The organism is Amycolatopsis keratiniphila subsp. keratiniphila (assembly GCF_001620365.2).
Lineage (GTDB): Bacteria > Actinomycetota > Actinomycetes > Mycobacteriales > Pseudonocardiaceae > Amycolatopsis > Amycolatopsis keratiniphila.
Map to the genome: position 1 here is coordinate 287050 of NZ_LQMT02000023.1, position 14830 is coordinate 301879.

15 protein-coding genes are annotated in these 14830 nt (G+C 68.6%); 10 read left to right on the top strand and 5 right to left on the bottom strand.

The window, feature by feature from the left end; all coding sequences use genetic code 11:
- The first annotated feature begins 4 nt into the window (after positions 1-4).
- From cysD to AVR91_RS25775, 5 genes are all read left to right on the top strand, one after another.
- A complete protein-coding gene (gene cysD / locus AVR91_RS25755) occupies positions 5-925 on the top strand; it encodes a sulfate adenylyltransferase subunit CysD (protein ID WP_016332422.1) in 921 nt (306 codons plus the stop codon).
- Positions 925-2187, top strand: coding sequence for a sulfate adenylyltransferase subunit 1 (locus AVR91_RS25760; protein ID WP_016332421.1), 1263 nt, complete (start codon positions 925-927; stop codon positions 2185-2187). Before cysD ends, AVR91_RS25760 begins: the two co-directional genes overlap by 1 nt.
- Positions 2184-2921 carry a sirohydrochlorin chelatase gene (locus AVR91_RS25765; protein ID WP_063272852.1) on the top strand — a complete coding sequence of 246 codons (738 nt, stop codon included), beginning with the start codon at positions 2184-2186 and terminating at the stop codon, positions 2919-2921. Before AVR91_RS25760 ends, AVR91_RS25765 begins: the two co-directional genes overlap by 4 nt.
- 179 nt (positions 2922-3100) lie before the next feature.
- Positions 3101-3724 (top strand): hypothetical protein, encoded by a 624-nt coding sequence (locus AVR91_RS25770; protein ID WP_016332419.1) that lies wholly within the window; start codon positions 3101-3103, stop codon positions 3722-3724.
- 79 nt (positions 3725-3803) lie between these two features.
- Entirely contained in the window at positions 3804-4577 is a 774-nt protein-coding gene (locus tag AVR91_RS25775; RefSeq protein ID WP_016332418.1) for an enoyl-CoA hydratase family protein, read from the top strand.
- Here AVR91_RS25775 and AVR91_RS25780 read toward each other — a convergent pair.
- The 3 genes from AVR91_RS25780 to AVR91_RS25790 are packed head-to-tail and all read right to left on the bottom strand — an operon-like array spanning position 4574 to position 5621.
- Positions 4574-4930, bottom strand: coding sequence for a barstar family protein (locus AVR91_RS25780; protein WP_063272853.1), 357 nt, complete (start codon positions 4928-4930; stop codon positions 4574-4576). The two genes, AVR91_RS25775 and AVR91_RS25780, sit on opposite strands and share 4 nt — an antisense overlap.
- The gene (locus AVR91_RS25785) at positions 4927-5406 is read right to left on the bottom strand and encodes a ribonuclease domain-containing protein (RefSeq protein WP_063272854.1); all 480 of its coding nucleotides are present in this window, start codon (positions 5404-5406) and stop codon (positions 4927-4929) included. Before AVR91_RS25785 ends, AVR91_RS25780 begins: the two co-directional genes overlap by 4 nt.
- An 11-nt stretch (positions 5407-5417) precedes the next feature.
- Complete coding sequence (locus tag AVR91_RS25790; RefSeq protein ID WP_016332415.1) at positions 5418-5621, bottom strand: CDP-alcohol phosphatidyltransferase family protein; 204 nt, start codon at positions 5619-5621, stop codon at positions 5418-5420.
- A gap of 59 nt (positions 5622-5680) precedes the next feature.
- Between AVR91_RS25790 and AVR91_RS25795 the strand changes: the two genes are divergently transcribed.
- The 3 genes from AVR91_RS25795 (at position 5681) to AVR91_RS25805 (ending at position 9428) form a co-directional block, all read left to right on the top strand.
- Positions 5681-6646 carry a zinc-binding dehydrogenase gene (locus AVR91_RS25795; RefSeq protein ID WP_063272855.1) on the top strand — a complete coding sequence of 322 codons (966 nt, stop codon included), beginning with the start codon at positions 5681-5683 and terminating at the stop codon, positions 6644-6646.
- A gap of 183 nt (positions 6647-6829) precedes the next feature.
- Complete coding sequence (locus AVR91_RS25800) at positions 6830-7873, top strand: alpha/beta hydrolase (RefSeq protein ID WP_063272856.1); 1044 nt, start codon at positions 6830-6832, stop codon at positions 7871-7873.
- 79 nt (positions 7874-7952) lie between these two features.
- A complete protein-coding gene (locus tag AVR91_RS25805; RefSeq protein ID WP_063272857.1) occupies positions 7953-9428 on the top strand; it encodes an amino acid permease in 1476 nt (491 codons plus the stop codon).
- On the opposite strand, the gene AVR91_RS25810 is transcribed toward AVR91_RS25805, so the two are convergent.
- Positions 9403-10455 carry an NAD(P)H-dependent flavin oxidoreductase gene (locus tag AVR91_RS25810; RefSeq protein ID WP_063272858.1) on the bottom strand — a complete coding sequence of 351 codons (1053 nt, stop codon included), beginning with the start codon at positions 10453-10455 and terminating at the stop codon, positions 9403-9405. The genes AVR91_RS25805 and AVR91_RS25810 overlap by 26 nt on opposite strands.
- Before the next feature lie 151 nt (positions 10456-10606).
- On the opposite strand from AVR91_RS25810, the gene AVR91_RS25815 reads away from it, so the two are divergent.
- Positions 10607-12370, top strand: a complete 1764-nt coding sequence (locus AVR91_RS25815; RefSeq protein ID WP_063272859.1) for a family 20 glycosylhydrolase — start codon at positions 10607-10609, stop codon at positions 12368-12370.
- Positions 12371-12427: 57 nt separating this feature from the next.
- Positions 12428-12874, top strand: a complete 447-nt coding sequence (locus AVR91_RS25820; RefSeq protein ID WP_063272860.1) for a pyridoxamine 5'-phosphate oxidase family protein — start codon at positions 12428-12430, stop codon at positions 12872-12874.
- Positions 12875-12924: 50 nt separating this feature from the next.
- On the opposite strand, the gene lepA is transcribed toward AVR91_RS25820, so the two are convergent.
- Positions 12925-14766 (bottom strand): translation elongation factor 4, encoded by a 1842-nt coding sequence (lepA, locus tag AVR91_RS25825; protein WP_016332408.1) that lies wholly within the window; start codon positions 14764-14766, stop codon positions 12925-12927.
- Between the last annotated feature and the right edge of the window lie 64 nt (positions 14767-14830).

The following is a 14830-nucleotide window of genomic DNA, read 5'->3' on the forward strand; positions in this document are numbered from 1 at the left end:
CGAAATGACCACGCTCGAACCGGCCACAGACGCCGCCCAGGACAATCTGGCGGCGCTGGAATCCGAGGCCATCCACATCTTCCGCGAGGTGGCGGGTGAGTTCGACCGGCCGGTGATCCTCTTCTCCGGCGGCAAGGACTCCACGCTCCTGCTGCACCTGGCGATCAAGGCGTTCTGGCCGGCGCCGGTGCCGTTCCCGTTGCTGCACGTCGACACCGGGCACAACTTCGACGAGGTCATCGACTTCCGCGACCGCGTCGTCGAGCAGCACGGGCTCCGGCTGGTCGTGGCGAAGGTCCAGGACTGGATCGACGACGGCAGGCTCGAAGAGCGCGCCGACGGGATGCGCAACCCGCTGCAGACCACGCCGTTGCTCGACACGATCGCCGAGAACAAGTTCGACGCGGTCTTCGGCGGCGGGCGCCGCGACGAGGAACGCGCCCGCGCCAAGGAGCGGATCTTCAGCCTGCGCAACGCTTTCGGCCAATGGGAGCCACGACGGCAGCGTCCGGAACTGTGGAACCTCTACAACGGGCGGCACCGCCCCGGCGAGCAGGTCCGCGTCTTCCCCCTGTCCAACTGGACCGAGGCGGACGTCTGGAACTACATCGCGCGGGAGAAGGTCGAGCTGCCGTCGATCTACTACGCGCACCGGCGCGAGGTCTACCAGCGCGACGGCATGTGGCTGGCCGAAGGCCCGTGGGGCGGCCCGCGGCCGGACGAGGTCGTCCGGGAACTGACCGTGCGTTACCGGACCGTCGGCGACGGTTCGTGCACGGGCGCCATCGAATCGACCGCCGCCACGGTGGACGAGGTCATCGCCGAGGTCTCGGCCTCCCGGCTCACCGAACGCGGCGCCACCCGCGCCGACGACCGGATGTCGGAGGCGGCGATGGAAGACCGCAAGCGGGAAGGGTACTTCTGATGTCCAGCCTCCTCAGGCTCGCGACCGCGGGCAGTGTGGACGACGGGAAGTCGACCCTGGTCGGGCGGCTCCTGTACGACACCAAATCCGTCCTCGCCGACCAGCTGGACGCGGTCACCCGCGCCAGTGTCGACAAGGGACTGTCCACTCCGGACCTCTCGCTGCTCGTGGACGGCCTGCGCTCGGAACGCGAGCAGGGCATCACGATCGACGTGGCGTACCGGTACTTCGCGACGCCGAAGCGCAGTTTCGTGCTCGCGGACACACCGGGTCACGTGCAGTACACGCGGAACACGGTGACCGGCGCGTCCACCGCGCAGCTGGCCGTGCTGCTGGTCGACGCGCGCAAGGGCGTCATCGAGCAGACCCGCCGCCACGCCGCGGTGCTCGCGCTCCTCGGCGTCCCGAACCTGGTGCTGGCGGTGAACAAGATCGACCTCGTCGGCTACGACGAGGCGACTTTCACCGTGATCGCCGAGGAGTTCGCCGAGCACGCCGCTTCCCTGGGCTACGAACGGGGTTCCGTGCTCGCGGTGCCGGTTTCGGCGCTGGTGGGCGACAACGTGGCGGAGAAGTCGGACAAGACCCCGTGGTACTCGGGCCCGACCCTGCTGGAGCACCTGGAAACCGTGCCGGTGGCACCGGATCCGCACGATTCGGCGTTCCGTTTCCCGGTGCAGTACGTGATCCGGCCGCGCACGGCCGACCATCCCGACTACCGCGGGTACGCCGGGCAGATCGCGGCGGGCACCGTCCGGCCGGGCGACGAGATCGTCGTGCTCCCGCAAGGAATCCGCAGCCGCGTGGAGGCCATCGACACCGCCGACGGACCGCTCGCCGAAGCCGGCGCGGGCACCTCGGTGACCCTGCTGCTCACCGACGACGTCGACATCTCGCGCGGTGACCTGATCGCCGCCGCCGACCGGCAGCCGACGGTGACCGACGAGATCACCGCGACCCTGTGCTGGCTCTCGGCGAAACCGTTGAAGCCGGGTGCGCGGGTGCTGGTCAAGCACGGAACACGGACGGTGCAGGCTCTGGTCGGCGAACTCCACGCCCGCTTCGACGAGCAGACATTGTCCAGTGTGGACGATCCGGCCACCTTGGAGCTCAACGACATCGGCCGGGTGACGCTGAGGCTGGCCGAAGAGATCGGCGTGGACGACTACGGCGTCAGCCCCCGGACGGGCGCGTTCCTGGTCATCGATCCGAAGGACGGCGACACCCTCGCCGCCGGACTCGTCGGCGAAAGGTTCGCATGACGCCACCCCTTCTCGCCGTCGCCCACGGCAGCCGCGATCCGCGGTCCGCCGCGACCATCCGCGCCCTGCTCGACGTCTCCCGTGGGCTGGCACCGGAACTCGATATCCGCGAGTCCTTTTTGGACCTTTCAGAGCCGTTGCTCACGGACGCTCTCCGCGGCCTGTACGCCGAGGGGCACCGCGAGGTCGTGGTGGTGCCCCTGCTGCTCGGCGTGGCCTACCACGCCCGGGTCGACCTGCCCGCGCTCGTCGCCGAGGTGACCGCGGACTGCCCGGGTCTCGACGTGCGGGTCTCCGGCGTACTGGGCATCGACCCGCTCATCGAGACGGTCGCGCTGGACCGGCTCACCGAGGCGGGCGCCGATCTCGACGACCCGGGGCTCGGTGTCCTGCTGGCCGGCGTCGGCTCGTCGAACGTGGCGGCGAACGACGCCGTCGCCGGGATCACCACTCGCTGGCACCTGCGGCGCGGACTGCTCGCGACCCCCGCCTTCGCCAGCGCCGCGCAGCCGGACGTGCCCGCCGCCATCGCGCGGCTGCGGCTCAACGGTGCCCGACGGTTCGCGGTCGCGGGCTGGTTCCTCGCACCGGGACTGCTGCCGGACCGGATCGCGCGCCTGGCCCGCGAAGCCGACCCGTCGGTGATCGTCGCCGGGCCACTGGGGCCGGATCCGCGGATCGCCGGGCTCGTCCTGGACCGCTACGACGTCGCCGCCGCCCGGCTCGCCGCCTGAGTAGCACGGCCCGTCCCGTACGGGCGCTTGATGCCGATTTTCGGTGGGTTCCGTTCCCAGTTCCGTGACGCCCCGCGTATGGGAACGGCGATTTCTTGACGAGTTACTTAACTTGCCGGTAACTCTCTAATCGCTGCGCAGCTCCCTTTCTCCCCATCGAACCCCCAGGTAGGTGGAACATGAAGGCTGCCATCCGTGCCCTCGTCTGCGCTTCGGCCGTACTCGTCCCGATCGCCGGTCTGGCCGCGCCGGCTTCGGCGGCGACCACCGTCGTCTTCGACTGCGAGGCCAAGCCGCCGCTCGTCGGCAACAAGTACCTCAAGCTGAACCAGGACGCGGACGTCACCGCCCCCGCCACGGTCGCCCCCGGTGCCGCGCTCGACGTCGTCATCGACCCGGCGCCCAACACCGTCCCGGCCGAGGTCAGCGGCTACCAGGTGAAGAACATCAAGGACTTCTCCCTGAAGATCCCGATCCCGGCGAACTCGACCTGGGTGGGCGCCGACCTCGCCGGCGGCTCCGGCATCGGCTCGACCCCGCCGAAGATCACCGTCTCCGGCAGCGTCGCGACGCTGAGCTTCCCCGGCCCGATCGCGGGCGGCTCGACGTTCGAACTGCCGACCGTGACCGCGCACCTCACCGCGGGCTCGTCCGGCACCATCGAGACGAAACTGGGCGGTTCCAGCTACAGCGATCCGGGCCTGACGTTCACCGCCGTGGTCAGCGCCGGTTTCGACGTCTCCGCCCCGACGGCGTGCTTCCCGAACCCGAGCCCGACGTTCACCACGACGACGATCGGCTGACCCGTGCCTGCGCCACCGTCGCCTGCGATGGTGGCGCAGGCCACTGCCCGGCCCGACTTCGCCCGTGCGAAGGTGGGGCATGGCTGACGAACTGGTGCACTACGACGTGGTGGGCGGCACCGCCACGATCACCTTGGACTCCCCGCACAACCGCAACGCGCTCTCCGCCCAGCTGCGGCGTGAACTGAGCGAATCGCTGGACAAGGCACAGGCGGACGACGCGGTGCGGGTCATCGTGCTCACCCACACCGGTCCGGTGTTCTGCGCGGGCATGGATCTCAAGGAGGCCCGCGGCGCCGGTGCGGGAGCCCAGGGCGTGAACGAGTTCCCGAAGATCCTCGAGCAGCTGTGGACCAGCCCCAAGCCCGTCGTGGCGAGGCTCGCGGGCCCCGCCCGGGCCGGTGGGATCGGCATGGTGGCCGCGACCGACATCGCCGTCGCCGTACCCGAAGCGACCTTCGCCTTCTCCGAGGTGCGGATCGGCGTCGTACCCGCCGTCATCTCGCTCACCGTGCTGCCGCGGCTCAACGCCCGCGCCGCGCACGAGCTGTTCCTGACCGGTGACACCTTCGACGCGAAGCGCGCCGTCGAGATCGGCCTGCTGAACTCGGCCGTCCCCGCCGACGAACTCGACGACGAGGTCGCCCGCTACGTCAAGGCGCTCGCGCTCGGCGGCCCGAAGGCGCTCGCGGCGACGAAGGAACTGCTCAGCAAGCCGCGCCCGGCGACCCCCGCCGAAGGCTTCGAGGCCATGAACAAGCTGTCCGCCGGGTTCTTCGCGAGCGAAGAAGGCCAGGAGGGCATCACGGCCTTCGCGCAGAAGCGCAAGCCGAACTGGGTCCCGGAGGCCTAGTCGGGCAAGACGACAGTGAGGCGCCGGGAGTCCTTCCGGTCACCGGAGGGCCCCAGCGCCCGCTGCGCGTCGGAAAGCACGCTGCGGACGGCCAGGTACGCCTTGGGATCACGCTCCCGGAGCCCCGAGGAACCGGCCCAGATCAGGACGTGCTCGCCGGGCGGGAGCCACGACAGGTCGGTGAGGCAGTCGTAGAGCGCGTCGAGGTTCTTCCCGAAGTAGTCCGGGAACGACAGCGCCTCCGCGATCGCTTCGAGCGTCGAGTCCTTGTCGACCGTCCTCGCACCGTCGATCAGGTGCGGATACGCGCCGCGGGCGAACGCCTTGTCCGCCGCGTCCTTGCCCGCGCTCATCGGCTGGGGTCCACGACGACGAAGGACTTGTAGTGGTCCTCGGTGTAGTACAGCTCCTTACCGCCACCGGTCACCAGTCGCCTCGCCCCGCGATCCGGGCTGCCCGGCGTCTTCACGGTGTACTCCCGGTAGTAGCCGGAACCCTTGGCGGGCAAGACCTTCTCCCGGTTCTGGAAGGTGACGTCGTCGTTGCGCGGATACGGGTACGGCCCGCCCGCCTGGATGAGCTTCCAGGTGTCGGACGCCTGGGAGGGAAGCTTCGTCAGCGGCTTGACCGGGAGACCGGATTCCTCGCCCGCGACCTTGCCCTTCGCCCCGCTCGCCGCGGCGTCGCCCGAGGGCGCGGCCGAAGCGGACGAACTCGCCGGAGCGCTCTTCGTGTCGTCACCGCTGATGCCGTCCTTGACGAACCAGCCTGCGAGCACCAGCACGATCAGGCCGATCAGGGCGGCGGTGATCCGCCTACGGTTGAACATGGTGTGCCAGCTTAGGACGGCCGGTCGGGGTCGTTCGCATCGCGGGCGGTGCCGAAGCGTCGGGCGACCTTGCCGAAGACCGTGTCGAGCACCCAGGCCGCGACCAGGCACAGCGGCACCACGACCGCCATGACCAGCACGAACTGCACGGGGAACGGGGCCTGCGCGAGCCACAGTTCGACGCCGTCCCACCAGTCCGCAAGCCCGTTGAACACACTGTGAGCCTACGCTCGCACCCGGTGCCGCCACCGGTCAGGCCATGTAGGTTGCTGACATGTTCGCCGTTTACGCTTCCGAACCCAACGCCGAAAAGCCGCTGGACTCGCTGGTGATCGGCGAGCGACCCGAACCCGAGGTCCCCGAAGGCTGGGTGCGGGTCAACGTCAAGGCCGCCAGCCTCAACATGCACGACCTGTGGACTTTGCGCGGCGTCGGCATCAAACCCGAGCAGTTCCCGATGATCCTGGGCTGTGACGGCGCGGGCACCCTCGACGACGGCACCGAGGTCGTCGTCCATTCGGTGATCAACGCCCCGGGCTGGCAAGGCGACGACACCCTCGACCCGAAGCGGACCCTGCTCACCGAGAAGCACCAGGGCACCTTCGCCGAGCAGGTCGTGGTCCCGGCACGCAATGTCGTTCCGAAGCCGTCGGGCCTGAGCTTCGCGGAAGCCGCGACCATGGGCACGGCGTGGCTGACCGCGTACCGGATGCTGTTCGTGAAATCTGGGCTGCGGCCCGGACAGACGATGCTCGTCCAAGGCGCCTCCGGCGGTGTCTCGACCGCGCTGATCCAGCTCGGACGTGCGGCCGGTTTCCGGGTCTGGGTCACCGGACGTAGTGAAGAGAAGCGTGCGCTCGCCGGGAATCTGGGCGCACATCAGACCTTTGAGTCCGGCGCGCGGCTGCCGGAGCGGGTCGACGCGGTCTTCGAAACCGTCGGCAAGGCGACCTGGTCCCACTCGGTGAAGTCGCTGAAGCCGGGCGGGATCATCGTCGTCTCGGGCTCGACCAGCGGTCCGGACGCTCACGCGGAGTTGCAGCGCGTGTTCTTTCTGCAACTGCGCATCGCCGGTTCGACCATGGGGACCAGGGACGAACTGAACGATCTCCTCGCGTACCTGGAACTCACCGGGGTCCGGCCGCAGATCGGTGCCGAACTACCGTTCGCGGAAGCCGAAACCGGGTTTAAGAACATGCTCGACGGGGAAACCTCCGGCAAGGTGGTCTTCACGCATTGATCGGAGGGGTGAGTTCACCCCCTCACCGTGATCAAGCGCGCACAGAAGCGCACGTCCGCGCGTTACGCGCAGGTCAAACAGCCATTTCGCGGTCTTGTCAAGTGTCAAGAACGTTATGACTTGGCGAGCTTCTTACGACCAAAGTTCGACCAAAATCCGACCTCTCGCGGTTAGCCTGGAACCATGACCGCATCGCAGCGGCCCGAACCGGCGGACCCGGGGGGCCGGACCACCACCGACACCGACCCGATCCGCGTCTCGTTCCGGCGCTACGCCGGTGTCCGCACCAGAGTGCTCGAAGTCGGGCCGCAGCCGGTGGAATCCATCGACCGCACTCCTCGGCGGATGCTCGGTAAGCGGGCCACGGCGCGCGGGCAGGTCAAGCCGACCGCGCCGAGGCTGGTGCTGCTGCACGGCTACTGCGACAGCGCCGATACCTGGCGCCCGGTCCTGGAGCTGCTCGCGGCCGCCGGTGTTCCGGCGGTCGCGGTCGATCTGCCCGGATTCGGTGACGCTCAGCCACTGCGGCCGGGCCCGATGCTGCCGCAACTGGACGCGTTCACCGCGGCCGTGGTCAAGGAACAGGCCGTACTCGGCACGGTGGTGCTCGCCGGCAACTCGCTCGGCGGCACGATGAGCCTGCGTGCCGCGGAGAACCACCGGCTGCCGGTCGACGGCGTGGTGTCGATCGCCGCGCCCGGTTTCGTGGACAGCTGGCTCATCCGCACCGTGGCCAGGTACCCGCTGCCGCTGCGGATGTACTCGGCCCTGCCGCTGCCGATCCCCGGCTTCCTCGTGCGCGCCGTCGCCGAGCAGGTCGTCCCCCGGCTTCTGTACGCCGACTCCGCCGCCGCGGACGCCGCCCAGGTGCGCCGGTTCACCTCGCTGTTCCCGGACTACCGCTCCACCACCACCAGGCTCCAGCAGGCGAGGCAGCTCGTCGAAGAGCTGGCGAACGCGTACCGGCTCGAAGAGGTCCGCGTCCCGCTCCTGGTGGTCGTCTGCGGCAAGGACAAGCTGGTCAGCGCCGCCTCCGGACGGCAGCTGCACGCACTGGTCCCGCACAGCAGGCTGATGGTGCGCGAGGACTGGGGCCACTGCCCGCAGCTGGACGACCCCGTCGAGATCTCGGAGCTGCTCACCTATTTCTCCGCCGGCGCGTCCCGGCCGTCGAAGATCGCCGCTCGTGTCGCCGCCGAAGTGAGCGAGGACACCGTCGCCGGATAGGTGCGATCGCCCGTCTGCCAGTACGGTGCCCTTCGGACTGTGACCCAGTCCGAAGGGCACAACCTGTTGGGAGACGACGATGTCCGCACCGCGCAGCCTGGGCTCGGGATCCGGGATTTTCCGCCGTAAACCGATCGATCAGATCCAAGAACTCAGTGGAGGCGGAGGGCTCCAACGCACGCTGGGCCTGCGGCAGCTGACCGCGATCGGCGTCGGCGGCATCATCGGCGCGGGGATCTTCTCCTTGGCCGGCGCGGTCGCGAACAAGACGGCGGGCCCCGCCGTGCTGATCTCGTTCCTCATCGCGGGTATCGCCAGCGCCGCGGCCGCGTTCTCCTACGCCGAGTTCGCCGGGCTGATCCCCCGCGCCGGGTCGGCCTACACCTACGGCTACACCGTGCTGGGCGAGATCGTCGGCTGGTTCATCGGCTGGGACCTGCTGCTGGAGTACACCGCGATCGTGGCGGTGGTCGCGATCGGCATCTCCGGCTACTTCAACGAACTGCTGGGCTATCTCGACATCAAGCTCCCGACGTGGATGCTGGGCGCTCCGGGCACCGAAACGGGCGATGTCGCGCCGGGGTCCTACAAGATCAACCTGTTCGCCGTGCTGTTGTGCCTGCTGATCGCCTTCATTCTGAACCAGGGCATGAAGAACGCGGCCCGGTTCGAAACGCTGCTGGTCTACCTGAAGGTCGGCCTGGTCCTGCTGGTGATCGTCGTCGGCGTCTTCCACATCAACACCGACAACTACTCGAACTTCTTCCCGTTCGGCCTCAGCGGCGCGTTCACCGGAGCGGCGACGGTGTTCTTCGCGGTCTTCGGGTACGACGCCATGTCCACCGCGGCCGAGGAATCGACCGACTCCCAGAAGCACATGCCGAAGGCGATCATCTACTCGCTCGCCATCTCGATGGTGCTCTACGTGCTGGCCTGCCTGGTCCTGACCGGGATGGTCAACTACAAGGACATCGACAGCGAAGCCGCCTTCTCCAGCGCCTTCGCCGGCCTCGGGATGAAGTGGCTCGGCCTGATCATCGCCGTCGGCGCGATCATCGGTATCACCACGGTGCTGTTCACCTTCCTCATGGGCGCGAGCCGCGTCGGCTACTCGATGAGCCGCGACGGCCTGCTGCCCAAGTGGTTCAGCAAGACCCATCCGGTGCGCAAGGTGCCGAGCCGGATGACCTGGGTGCTCGGCGTCGCGTCGGCGGTCATCGCCGGGCTGCTGCCCATCGGCGAGGCCGCGGAACTGACGAACATCGGCATCCTGCTCGCGTTCGTCGTGGTCTGCGTCGCGGTGATCGTGCTCCGCTACAAGCAGCCGGACCTGCCCCGGTCCTTCAAGACCCCCGGCATGCCGATCGTGCCGATCATCGGGATCGTCTTCTCGATCTGGCTGATCACGTTCCTGAACCCGGAGACCTGGCTGCGGTTCGCGGCCTGGTTCGGCGTCGGCCTGATCATCTACTTCGCCTACAGCCGCCGTCACTCGGTGATGAACGCGAACAACGGCGACGCGAAGCAGGTCAGCGGAGACGACTCAAACGCGTAGCGGCTTCGCGGGCTTCGGTCTGGAGGCGTTCGACGATCGACGCCGCCGGGCCGGAGCCCGCGAGTTCGTAGGTCTGCCCCGCGTAGAGGGACATGATCTCGGGGTCACCCGCCTTCCCCGCCGCCGCGCGGATCGGCTTCGTCAGGTTGTTGACCTCCGGATACGCCGACGGCGCGGTGGCCGAGAAGTCCGCGACCGCGCGGTTGACCAGCGACCGCGCGGGACGTCCGCTGAACGCCCGGGTGAACGCCGTCGGCCTTCCCCCGTCCGCCAGCGCCTGCCGGTGCGCGGGCTGGGTCCCGGCCTCGTCCGCCCGCAGGAACGCGGTGCCCAGCTGAGCCGCGACGGCCCCGGCCGCCAGCACCGCCGCGATGTCGGCGCCGTGCACGAGTCCACCGGTCGCGACGAGCGGCAGGTCCGTCCGTGCCGAGACCAGCCGGAGCAGGCTCAAGACGCCATATTGCGCTCCCCCGCCTTCGGCCTCGGGCTCATCGGCGAAAAGCCCTCGATGCGCTCCCGCCTCGAATCCCTGGACCACGAGCGCGTCCGCGCCGACGGCCACGGCGCGATCGGCCTCCGCCGGGCTGGTGACCGTCACGGCCACCTTGCTCCCGTTGGCGTGCAAGCGTTCGACGTCCTCGGCAGAAGGAGTTCCGAAGGTGAAGGAAACGACCGGCACCTTCCGTTCCAGGACGACCTCGAGCTTCGCGACATAGGCGTCGTCGTCCCAGGTCGGCTCACCGGGCTCGACGCCGAGGCGCTGGGCTTCCACGCGCCAGCGCTCGATGTGCACACCGAGATCCGCTTCGGCGGCGGAGCCACCCGATACGAAGAGGTTCACGCCGAACGGCTCACCGGTCAGCTCGGCCGTCTTGGCGATCCGGTCCGAGAGGGCGTCGGCGCTGAGATAACCCCCGGCCAGGAAGCCGAATCCACCCGCCGTGGTCACCGCGGCGACGAGCTCGGGAGTGGTCGGCCCGCCCGCCATCGGGGCCGCGATCACGGGGAAACGCAAGTCTTCGAACACGTTTCCGACGATAGCCCCCTCTCAGCGGCACGCATTGTGACGTTCGAGTCACTCCAAGGTTCCCTCCTGGTGGTCTAGACCTTTAACGGCGAAAATGCGACGATCGGACGGTCGTGACGCACGTCACGGCCCCGTCCCCTTGGAGGCCCCGGTGAAGACCTTGAGAGCGCGGCTGGGTCGCGCCTTCGTCGGGGTGGCGCTGCTCGCCGGCGTCACCACCGCAGCCGCTCCCGTCGCCGACGCGGCCACCCCGCCGCTGCAGGCGATCGTCCCGGTCCCGGTCTCGGCCCAAGCGGTCACCGGCTCCGACCACACCCTGACCGCGAACACCAAGATCTACACCCAGGCCGGGTCGCCGCAGGCCAAGGCCGTCGGCGAATACCTCGCCGGGATCTTCCGGACGTCCACCGGCTTCGCCCTGCCCGTCGCCGACGCGCCGTCGGGCACACCGGCCGACGGCATCTCGCTCCTCCTGTCCGGCGCCGACTCTCGCGTCGGAGACCAGGGCTACCAACTGAACTCGACGTCCGCTTCGGTCATCCTGCGCGCGACGACGGCACAAGGCCTCTTCGGCGGCGTGCAGACGCTGCGCCAGTTGCTGCCCGGCAAGATCGAAAGCGCCACGGTGCAGCAGGGTCCTTGGACGATCCCGGGCGCGAACATCCTGGACTACCCGCGTTTCGGCTACCGGGGCGCGATGCTCGACGTCGCCCGGCACTTCCACCCGGTCGCCACGGTCAAGCGGTACATCGACCAGCTGGCCCAGTACAAGATCAACAACCTGCATCTGCACCTCGCCGACGACCAGGGCTGGCGTATCCAGATCGACAGCTGGCCGCGGCTGACCACCTACGGCGGCAGCACCCAGGTCGGCGGCGGCCCCGGCGGCTACTACACCAAGGCGCAGTACACGGAGATCGTGAACTACGCGGCCTCGCGGTTCATCACGGTCATCCCGGAGATCGACATGCCAGGGCACACCAACGCCGCCTTGGCGTCGTACGCCGAGCTGAACTGCAACAACACCGCTCCTCCGCTGCGCACCGACACCGCCGTCGGCTACAGCTCGCTCTGCATCTCGAAGGAGATCACCTACACCTTCGTCAACGACGTCATCCGCGAGGTCGCCGCGCTGACGCCCGGGCCGTACTTCCACCTCGGCGGCGACGAGGCCCAGGCCACCAGCGACGCGGACTACCGCACGTTCATGAACCGGGTCCTGCCGATGGTGGCCGCCGCGGGCAAACAGGTCGTCGGCTGGCACGAGATCGGCAAGGCCACCCTGCCCGCCACGGCGACCCCGCAGTTCTGGGGCACGACGACGTCCAGCACGGAGGTCTCGAACGCCGTCGCCCGCGGCAGCAAGGTGATCCTGTCGCCGGCGAACAAGGCGTACCTGGACATGAAGTACAACTCCAGCACGCCGATCGGCCTCTCGTGGGCCGGCTACATCGAGGTCCAGGACGCCTACAACTGGAACCCGGGCGCCTACCTCTCCGGGGTACCCGAATCGGCCGTACGCGGCGTCGAATCCCCGCTGTGGACCGAAACCGTGGTGACTCCGGCGAACATCGACTACCTCGCCTTCCCCCGGCTCCCGGCGCACGCCGAACTCGGCTGGTCACCGTGGTCGACGCACGACTGGAACACCTTCCGCGTCCGCCTGGGCGCTCAAGCCCCGCGCTGGCAGGCGCAGGGCCTCGACTACTACAAGTCGGGCCAGGTGCCTTGGGAGACCGGGTCCGGCAACCCGGGCACCTGCACGCTCCCCGCGTGGGATCGGGCTTCGGTCTACACCGGCGGCGCGACCGTCTCCCACAACGGGCACAAGTGGACGGCCCAGTGGTGGACGCAGGGCGAGGAGCCCGGAACGACCGGCCAATGGGGTGTCTGGCGCGACAACGGCACCTGCTGACCCGTCCCCGTAGCCTGCTCGGCCCCTTCACCGGGCCGAGCAGGCTACGGTGGATCCATGGCCGCAGACCTCGAACTCGTCCGCACCCTTTGCTTGCGCGAAAACGGACTCGCGACCGTCTCGACGGTCCGCGCGGACGGCACCGTCCACTCCTCGGTGGTCAACGCCGGTGTCTACGAAGACCCGGTCACCAAGGCACCAGGGGTCGCTTTCGTGGCGATGGGCGGGGTGAAGAAACTCGACCTGTTCCGCCGGGCAGGCCACGCCACGATCACCTTCCGGCGCGGCTGGGAGTGGGCGGCGGTCCAGGGCAGCACCCACCTCATCGGCCCGGACGACCCGGACCCGGATTTCGATCCCGCCGGTCTCCCCAAGCTGCTGCGTGAGGTCTTCATCGCGGCGACGGGGACCCACGACGACTGGGACGAGTACGACCGCGTGATGGCCGCCGAACGCCGTGTCGCCGTCTTCGTCACCGCGAACCGGATCTCCGGGAACCGCTGACACGAAAAGGCCGCCCGGACGGTGATCCGGGCGGCCTTCGCGAGTATCGGTTACTTCTTCTTGCTGCCGGCGTCCTCAGTGGACAAAGCGGCGACGAAGGCCTCCTGCGGGACCTCGACCCGGCCGACGGTCTTCATCCGCTTCTTGCCTTCCTTCTGCTTTTCCAGCAGCTTGCGCTTACGCGAGATGTCACCGCCGTAACACTTCGCGAGCACGTCCTTGCGGATCGCGCGAATGGTCTCGCGGGCGATGATCCGCGACCCGACGGCCGCCTGGATCGGCACCTCGAACTGCTGCCGCGGGATCAGCTCGCGCAGCCGTGTCGCCATCCGGTTTCCGTAGCCGTACGCGGCGTCCTTGTGCACGATCGCCGAGAAGGCGTCGACGGTCTCCCCCTGCAGCAGGATGTCGACCTTGACCAGATCGGCGATCTGGTCGCCGCCCTCTTCGTAGTCGAGCGACGCGTAACCGCGCGTACGCGACTTCAGCGTGTCGAAGAAGTCGAAGATGATCTCCGCGAGCGGGATGTTGTAGCGCAGCTCGACGCGATCCTCGGAGAGGTAGTCCATCCCCAGCAGCGTGCCGCGCTTGGCCTGGCACAGCTCCATGATCGTGCCGACGAACTCCGACGGCGCCAGGATGCTCACCTTGGAAACCGGCTCGTGGACCTCGGAGATCTTCATCCCGGACGGCCAGTCCGAGGGGTTCGTCACCACGACCTCGCTCTTGTCCTCGAGCACGACGTTGTAGATGACGTTCGGCGCGGTGGAGATCAGGTCGAGGCCGAATTCGCGCTCGAGCCGGTCGCGCGTGATCTCCAGGTGCAGGAGGCCGAGGAAACCGCAGCGGAAGCCGAACCCGAGCGCCACCGAGGTTTCCGGCTCGTAGGCGAGCGCGGCGTCGTTGAGCTGGAGCTTGTCCAGTGCCTCACGCAGTTCGGGGTAGTCCGAACCGTCCACCGGGTAGAGGCCGGAGTAGACCATCGGCTTCGGCTCGCGGTAGCCCGCGAGCGGCTCCGACGCGCCCTTGCGCTCGGAGGTGACGGTGTCACCCACCTTCGACTGGCGGACGTCCTTCACCCCGGTGATGAGGTACCCCACCTCGCCGACCCCGAGCCCCTTGCTGGCCTTGGGCTCCGGCGAGATGATCCCGACCTCGAGGAGTTCGTGGGTGGCGCCGGTGGACATCATCTTGATGCGCTCGCGCGGCGTGATCTTGCCGTCCACGACCCTGATGTAGGTCACGACGCCCCGGTAGGTGTCGTAAACCGAGTCGAAGATCATCGCGCGGGCCGGCGCGTCCGGGTCGCCGACCGGCGGCGGGACCTGCCGCACGCACTCGTCCAGCAGATCCGTCACGCCCATGCCGGTCTTCGCCGATACGCGGAGCACGTCGGAGGGTTCACAACCGATGATGTGCGCCAGCTCGGCCGCGTACTTGTCCGGGTCGGCCGACGGCAGGTCGATCTTGTTCAGCACCGGGATGATGTGCAGGTTCTTCTCGAGCGCCAGGTAGAGGTTCGCCAGCGTCTGCGCCTCGATCCCCTGTGCGGCGTCGACCAGCAGAATCGCCCCTTCACAGGCCTCCAAGGCCCGGGAGACCTCGTAGGTGAAGTCCACGTGGCCGGGGGTGTCGATCAGGTGCAGGACGTGGTCCTGGCCGTCGACCTTCCAGGGCAGGCGCACGTTCTGCGCCTTGATGGTGATCCCGCGTTCCCGTTCGATGTCCATGCGGTCGAGGTACTGAGCGCGCATGGCCCGCTCCTCGACCACGCCGGTGAGCTGCAGCATCCGGTCGGCCAGGGTCGACTTGCCGTGGTCGATGTGCGCGATGATGCAGAAGTTCCGGATGAGCTCCGGGGGCGTGAAGGTCGTGTCGGCGAACGTCGTCAACGGGTTTCCTCGCGAAGGTCGGGGTGTGCCAGCTCTATGGTCCCATGCCGCTCCGGGTGCGAGT

What these genes read in the sequence shown, in the direction of transcription:
- AVR91_RS25785 (WP_063272854.1), bottom strand. Translation starts at nt 5,406, where the DNA reads ATGTTCAACCGTAGGCGGATCACCGCCGCCCTGATCGGCCTGATCGTG.
- AVR91_RS25795 (WP_063272855.1), top strand. Translation starts at nt 5,681, where the DNA reads ATGTTCGCCGTTTACGCTTCCGAACCCAACGCCGAAAAGCCGCTGGAC.
- AVR91_RS25780 (WP_063272853.1), bottom strand. Translation starts at nt 4,930, where the DNA reads ATGAGCGCGGGCAAGGACGCGGCGGACAAGGCGTTCGCCCGCGGCGCG.
- AVR91_RS25760 (WP_016332421.1), top strand. Translation starts at nt 925, where the DNA reads ATGTCCAGCCTCCTCAGGCTCGCGACCGCGGGCAGTGTGGACGACGGG.
- cysD (WP_016332422.1), top strand. Translation starts at nt 5, where the DNA reads ATGACCACGCTCGAACCGGCCACAGACGCCGCCCAGGACAATCTGGCG.
- AVR91_RS25770 (WP_016332419.1), top strand. Translation starts at nt 3,101, where the DNA reads ATGAAGGCTGCCATCCGTGCCCTCGTCTGCGCTTCGGCCGTACTCGTC.
- AVR91_RS25775 (WP_016332418.1), top strand. Translation starts at nt 3,804, where the DNA reads ATGGCTGACGAACTGGTGCACTACGACGTGGTGGGCGGCACCGCCACG.
- AVR91_RS25820 (WP_063272860.1), top strand. Translation starts at nt 12,428, where the DNA reads ATGGCCGCAGACCTCGAACTCGTCCGCACCCTTTGCTTGCGCGAAAAC.
- AVR91_RS25805 (WP_063272857.1), top strand. Translation starts at nt 7,953, where the DNA reads ATGTCCGCACCGCGCAGCCTGGGCTCGGGATCCGGGATTTTCCGCCGT.
- AVR91_RS25765 (WP_063272852.1), top strand. Translation starts at nt 2,184, where the DNA reads ATGACGCCACCCCTTCTCGCCGTCGCCCACGGCAGCCGCGATCCGCGG.
- AVR91_RS25800 (WP_063272856.1), top strand. Translation starts at nt 6,830, where the DNA reads ATGACCGCATCGCAGCGGCCCGAACCGGCGGACCCGGGGGGCCGGACC.